At 63.2% G+C, this 6186-nt stretch carries 5 protein-coding genes; 1 reads left to right on the forward strand and 4 read right to left on the reverse strand.

Features of this window, described 5'->3' with window-relative positions; genetic code table 11:
* Window positions 1-3: 3 nt before the first annotated feature.
* From AC1DW2_RS38270 to AC1DW2_RS38285, 4 genes are all read right to left on the reverse strand, one after another.
* The gene (locus AC1DW2_RS38270) at window positions 4-1221 is read right to left on the reverse strand and encodes a substrate-binding protein (RefSeq protein ID WP_063980619.1); all 1218 of its coding nucleotides are present in this window, start codon (window positions 1219-1221) and stop codon (window positions 4-6) included.
* Between the two features lie 2 nt (window positions 1222-1223).
* Window positions 1224-2081: a branched-chain amino acid ABC transporter permease gene (locus tag AC1DW2_RS38275; RefSeq protein WP_441496783.1), complete on the reverse strand. Its 858-nt coding sequence runs from the start codon at window positions 2079-2081 to the stop codon at window positions 1224-1226.
* Window positions 2082-2219: 138 nt separating this feature from the next.
* Window positions 2220-3734, reverse strand: a complete 1515-nt coding sequence (locus tag AC1DW2_RS38280) for an amidase (protein ID WP_477008571.1) — start codon at window positions 3732-3734, stop codon at window positions 2220-2222.
* 151 nt (window positions 3735-3885) lie between these two features.
* Window positions 3886-5070, reverse strand: coding sequence for a substrate-binding domain-containing protein (locus AC1DW2_RS38285; protein ID WP_014490414.1), 1185 nt, complete (start codon window positions 5068-5070; stop codon window positions 3886-3888).
* 179 nt (window positions 5071-5249) lie between these two features.
* Between AC1DW2_RS38285 and AC1DW2_RS38290 the strand changes: the two genes are divergently transcribed.
* The gene (locus AC1DW2_RS38290; RefSeq protein ID WP_014490415.1) at window positions 5250-5684 is read left to right on the forward strand and encodes a MarR family winged helix-turn-helix transcriptional regulator; all 435 of its coding nucleotides are present in this window, start codon (window positions 5250-5252) and stop codon (window positions 5682-5684) included.
* The last annotated feature ends 502 nt before the right edge of the window (window positions 5685-6186 follow it).

Consider the following 6186-nt stretch of genomic DNA (forward strand, 5'->3'; position numbering starts at 1 on the left):
GCCTCAGCATTCCTTGGGATCGACGAGCCCGTCGCTGCGTCCGACGATCTCGTAGTTCCCACCCTTGGCGACCGCGGTGTACATCTTCATCTTGCAGTGCCGCTTGCCCGGCACCATCTCGGCCGGGCCGCCCGGGCCTTCGGCGATCTTGGCGTGATCGAGAGTGGCGGCAACCGAGTCGCGATCGACCTTGCCGGCTTCCTTCACGGCCGCTTCCCACAGCTTGAGGCCGCGATAGGTACCGGTCGCGGCACTGCCGGCCGCGAACAGGAAGTTGCCGGGAAAGTCCTTCTCATACGCCGCCTGGATTTTTGCGTCGAACGGGTTCTCCTTGGTCAGCACCTTGAAATAGTCGAGACAGCTTGCGAGCCCCTCGATCTCCGCGGCCTGGTTGATGTTGAGCGTGTTCTCGTCATAGTAGACGCAGGCCAGGCGCCCGCCGTTCTTGAGGAAGCCCGCTTCATAGAGTTGCTTGAAGAACGGGCCGACACCCGGCGGAATGACGGTGTTGAAGACGACGTCGACCTTGTTGGAGATGATGCGGTTGACGGTCGATGAGAAGTCGATCTGGTCGAGCGGGTAATATTCCTCGAACACGACCTCGCCGCCGTTCGCCTCAATGACCTTGCGGGCGTAGACGTTGAGCGTGTGCGGCCAGACATAGTTGGCGCTCGGCAGCGCGAACTTCTTGCCACCGTTCTTGATCAGCCAGGGGATGAACTCGTCACACTGCTGCGCCGGCGTCGGCCCGGTGCAGAACAGATAGGGCGTGCACTCCTTGCCTTCGTAGAGCTGCGGATAGATGTAGAGCGTCTTGCCGCGCGCCACGATCGGGTCCTTGATCGCGTTGCGCATCGACGAGGTGATGCCGCCCAGCACCATGTCGACCTTGTCGCGCTGGATCAGTTTTCGGACGTTGCCGACGGCGACGGATTCGTTCGAGGCAGTGTCCTCGATATAGAGCTCGAGCGGGCGGCCGAGCAGGCCACCGGCCGTGTTGATCTCCTTGATCACCATCTTGGCGACATTGGCGTCGGCATTGCCGGCATAGGCGATCGGGCCGGTGAGATCGGTCGCGATACCGACCTTGATCGGGCCTTCCGCCGCGTTCGCCCACGGCGCCGGGATCACCCAGCTGCCGACGCCGGTCGCGACCGCGCCGGTGGTAAAGGCAAGATTGGAGAGGAAGCGGCGACGCGAAAGCTGAGTACGATCGAACATGACTAAACCCCTTTTCCAGCGATGAGGCCCTGTGGCCGAAATTTGATGAAGACAATGGCGAGCACGAAGACGAGGACGTCGGCGATGACGGGCGCCATCACCCATGGCAGCGCGGCGCTGAGGGTGCCGATGACGCCGGCGCCCGCCACCGGTCCGATGAAGGAGCCGACGCCACCGACCATCACCGCGACAAAACCCTGGATCAGGAAGCGCAGGCCGAGATCGGCGTACAGGCTGAACACCGGCACGATCAGCGCACCGGCAAGGCCGGCGAGCGCGGAGCCGAACGCAAACGTGGCGCCGTACATCAGGGGCGTGGAAATGCCTGAAGCCCGCGCCAGCGAGGGATTTTCCAGGGTGGCGCGCATGCGCAGGCCAAAACTCGTGCGCGACAGCAGGAGGTAACAGCCCGCCATCACCAAAAGCGTGATGACGATGATGGTGAAACGCCAGGCCGAGATGTGCATGGCGCCGATATCGATCGAGCCGCCGATCGGCTCGGGCACGGTGAGATAGAAGCCGCCGATCAGGCCGCGCACCGATTCGCGGATGATCAGGCCGAGCGCATAGGTGCCGAGCATCGCCACGATCGGCGCGGCGTAGAAGCGGCGGATGATCAGCGCCTCCAGCACGAAGCCGAGCGCACCGACCACGAAGGGCGCCGCGACCATGCCGGCCCAGATCGGCAGGCCCTTGGCGTAGGCGAGATAGGTGATGTAGGCCCCGAGCAGGACGAACTCTCCCTGGGCGAAGTTGAAGATGCCCATCATGCTGGCGATGATCCCGAGCCCCAGCACGATCAGGACGATGATCGCGCCAAAGCTCAGGATCTCGAACGCCGCGACGAACGCGTTAGCCATGCGCTGGAGCCTTTCCCGTTCCGATGGAATCGGAACGGGGCTCTAGATTCTTGTTTTGACGCGTTTTCTCGACGCGAACCGGTACCCACTTCGCTCGAAAACGCTCTGGTCTTCCGTCCGTCTGCATTAATTCTCCTCTCACATCTTCTTCCAGTCGCCGATCTGCTCGAAGGCATGCGCGGCGCGGTAGATCGTGGATTCCTCGAACATGCGGCCGACCAGCATCAGGCCAACGGGCAGGCCGTCGACCATGCCGCAGGGCAGCGACATCGCGGGATGATGGGTGATGTCGAACGGCGCGGTGTTGGAGATCATCTCGAGCGCGCGGGCGACATAGTCTTCGCGGCTGGCGGTGGGCTCCGGCAGCTTCGTCGCCTTCATTGGCGTGGTCGGCAGCAGCAGCAGGTCGTATTCGCCGAACGCCTTGTCATAGGCCGCGGTCAGGCGACGCGAGATGTTGAGGGCCTTGCCGTAATAGCGGGGACCGAAGCTGTTGTTGATGTATGTCCCGAGCATCAGGAACAGTTTTGTCGTCTCCGACAGCGAATCCGCCTGCCGTCGCCAGCCGCGATGGAAGTCCATCAGCGAGGTCGAGTAGAGATCGGAACGGCTCAGGCCATAGCCATCGCCATACATCATGGTCTGGGTCATGCCCTCCGTGCCGATCGGCGTCCAGATCGCGGGACCGACAAGATGCATCGGGATCGAGACGATCTCGACCGTGGCGCCAAGGTCCTTGAAGCGCTTGGCGGCCTCGCGGACGCTTTCGTTGACGGCGGCCTCCGCGTTCGCCTGCTCGAAGCCTTCCTTGAGGATGCCGATCTTCATGCCCTTGACGCCCTGGCCGAGCGCCTTGGTGTACTCCTCGACCTTCGGCGCCTTGATGCGGGGATCGTAGCCGTCGTCGCCGGCGAGCACTTCGAGCAGCAGCGCATTGTCGGCGACGGTCGCGGTCATCGGACCGGTGTGGTCGACGAAGATCTCGATCGGCATGATGCCGGTGTAGGGGACGAGGCCCCAGGTCGGTTTCATGCCGTAGGTGCCGCAGAACGAGGACGGCATGCGGATCGAGCCGCCTTGGTCGCCGCCGATCGCCATGTCAACCTCGCCGAGCGCGACGACGACGCCGGAACCGGAGGACGAGCCGCCGGCCGAATAGCCCATCTTGTGCGGATTGTGCACGGCACCGACCGCACCGGTGTGGCTGCCGCCGGACATGCAGAAGGATTCGCAATGCACCTTGCCGGCGATCTCGGCGCCGGCGTCGAGCATGCGCGTGACGATGGTGGCGTCGAAATCGGGGACGTAGCCTTCGAGCGTCGCCGAGCCGTTCATCATGGGCACGCCGGCCAGCATGATGTTGTCCTTCAGCGCGACGGTCTTGCCCTTGAGCTTGCCGCTCGCCGCACCCTTCACGGTCGACTTGCGGTACCAGGCGTTGCGCGGGTTCTCCTCGGGCGAGGGCCGGTAGCCCGGCGTGCGGGGATATTTGACCTCCGGCACTTCGTCCGGCATCGCGCCGACGAGATTATAGGCCTCGATCGAGCCCTGCATCAGGCCGCGGAACGAGGCGACATCGGCATCGGTCAGCGAAAGGCCGCACTGCTTGGCGACGTCAAGAAGTTGGGCAGGCGTGGGAAGGACAACTGTCACGGCGCTCTCCTGAAGTTTCTTGGTACGGTCCCTGCGCGCGGCCGCGATTGGCGCGACGCGCGCAGCGGCCCTGCTGAAACATTCAAAGCGGAAATATTTTCCTTTTCAAGTATTATTTTAAGATGGGGCTGTCCGGATTGCCGCAGCAGGCTCAGACCGGCTTGATCAGCTTGAAGTCGAGGCCGTCGGCCTCCGCGAGATACATCTGCATGCGGGCGTGGCCGTTGCGAACGACGACCGGGCCGCGCGCGCCGCCGTAAACGATGTTGCGGCCCGCCGCGAGCATGGGCGCCATCGACAGCGAACCTGCCTTTTTCGCCACGGCTTCGAGGAAACGCAGGCCTTCATAGCTGGACTGGCCAAGCGAGCCGATCGGCGGGGCGTTCGGCCCGAACATCGCGCGATAGCGGATCTGGAAGTCGTCATTGGCTCGCGAGCCGATACCGGAGAAATAGCCGGATGCGCAGAACATGTTCTCGCTGTTGTCGGCGCCGATACCGAGCAGCACCGTCTCGTCCATGGCCCCCGCCAGCCGCAGCGTCGTGGCACCGAGGCCGCATTCGCCGAACGCACGATTGAAGGTGACGCTGTCGGTGCCTATCAGCGAGATCAGCACGACATCGGGCCGCGCGGCACGGATGCGCGCCAGATGCGGCTCGTGATTGTCCTCGCCGAGGGGGACGAACTCCTCGCCGACGACGTGGCCCCCGGTTTCCCTGATGTAGTTCTTCACGGCGCGGTGCGATTGCCAGGGCCAAACGTAATCGCTGCCGATCAGGTACCAGCGCGACGCCTTCTTGACGTCGGCAAGCCAGTGGATCGACGGCCGGCTCTGCCAGCGCGGCGTCTCGCCGATCGCCATCACGCCGGGCGTGCGCTCGCCGCCTTCATAGACCGGCGTATAGATGTAGGGGATGCGATGACGCGTGGTGACGTCGCGCAAGCCGACGCGGACCGCGCTGGTGTGCAGCCCGACGATGAGATCGACCTCGTCGAATGCGATCGCCTGCTCGGCGCGGTTCAGCACCTCATCGAGCGGCCCGCCGGCGTCGTAGATCGACAACTCGATCTCGCGGCCGAGGATGCCGCCGCGCTTGTTGATCTCGGCAACGGCGAGTTGCGCGCTGTTGGTCGCGCAGGGGCCCCACACACCCGGCGATCCCGTGCAGCAGATGAAGCCGCCGATGCGCAGCTTGTTCGCGCCACGCCGCCTGAGGAACGCATGATCGCCCGGCGACAGCGAGCTATCGGCTCCCGACGACGACAGATTCCTCAGCAGCAAGGACGGCGGCATCGCCGGACTGCCGTGAGCCGGGAAGTTTACCGTCGCGTGCACGCCAACTCCTGTCTGGCACCAGACCTGAAAGCACAATGAGCAGGCGGCCGCGGCATCCGCCCTTTTGTTAGGCAAACATCCTATTTTGAAAATATTGAATATTCAACAATTGAAGTGCATATAGAAGCAGCATTGATTGCAAGACATTCACTCATTTGGGTCAAGACGAAGTCTTAGCCGTGGCAAAACCGAACTCCCCGATCACCGAACACCTCGCCTACCTGCTCGCGCAAGCCAACCGGGAGATCAACCGGCAGCTGGAACTGCGCCTGAGCAAGGAAGGCGTTCCCGTCGAGCAGTGGCGCATCCTTAAGGTGTTGTCGGACGGCGATGGCCACTCGATGGGCGAACTCGCGGACGCGGTGCTGCTCAATCATCCGACGCTGACCAAGATGATCGACCGCATGGTTTCCGACACGCTGGTCTATCGCGTGCAGGACCCGAACGACCGCCGCAAGGTTTTGATGTTCATCTCCGACCGCGGCAAGGTGCTGTGCAAGAAGCTCAACTCGCTCGCGGTGGACCAGGAGGAGCACATCCTGGAGAGCTACGGCGACAAGTCGACGAGCGAATTGAAGCGGCTGCTGGAGAGCTTGATCGACAGCTCGAATTGAGGGCTGGCTTAGCGAGCTCTCGCAACACTTCATCTCGTGAGGGCATGGCGCAAACCGCCACACACACAGCCGTCATCGCGCGCGAAAGCGGGCGATCCAGTATTCCAGAGACGCCAGTGATTCAACCGAGAGGCCGCGGCGTACTGGATCGCCCGGTCGAGCCGGGCGACGACAGTGGAGCGTGAGGCACGAACATCGCGTCTCACGCGCGCATGACAGCGGGGCTAGCGACTACGCGTACCGCCCGTGGCAGTGCTTGTACTTGTAGTGGAAGTAAAATCTCGGAATTGTTTCAGCAGCTTGCAGTCCTGAAGTTTGCGGTGTCAATCTTTTGTCTAGGACCCTGCCTCTTCTCCTATGCATCTCGGGGTGCCGATGCGCCCTAGCATTCTCCGAGCCTCTGATGCGTTTTCGCTCGGCCCCAGTGTCTCGGCGCCCTCAGCGGGCTCGAACGCATCGTCGGGCTTCGTCTTGGGCTGCGGGGTAGCTGGTAGCGCTTTGG

It is taken from the genome of Bradyrhizobium sp. P3_C3 (assembly GCF_056402655.1).

What these genes read in the sequence shown, in the direction of transcription:
- AC1DW2_RS38270 (WP_063980619.1), bottom strand. Translation starts at nt 1,221, where the DNA reads ATGTTCGATCGTACTCAGCTTTCGCGTCGCCGCTTCCTCTCCAATCTT.
- AC1DW2_RS38275 (WP_441496783.1), bottom strand. Translation starts at nt 2,081, where the DNA reads ATGGCTAACGCGTTCGTCGCGGCGTTCGAGATCCTGAGCTTTGGCGCG.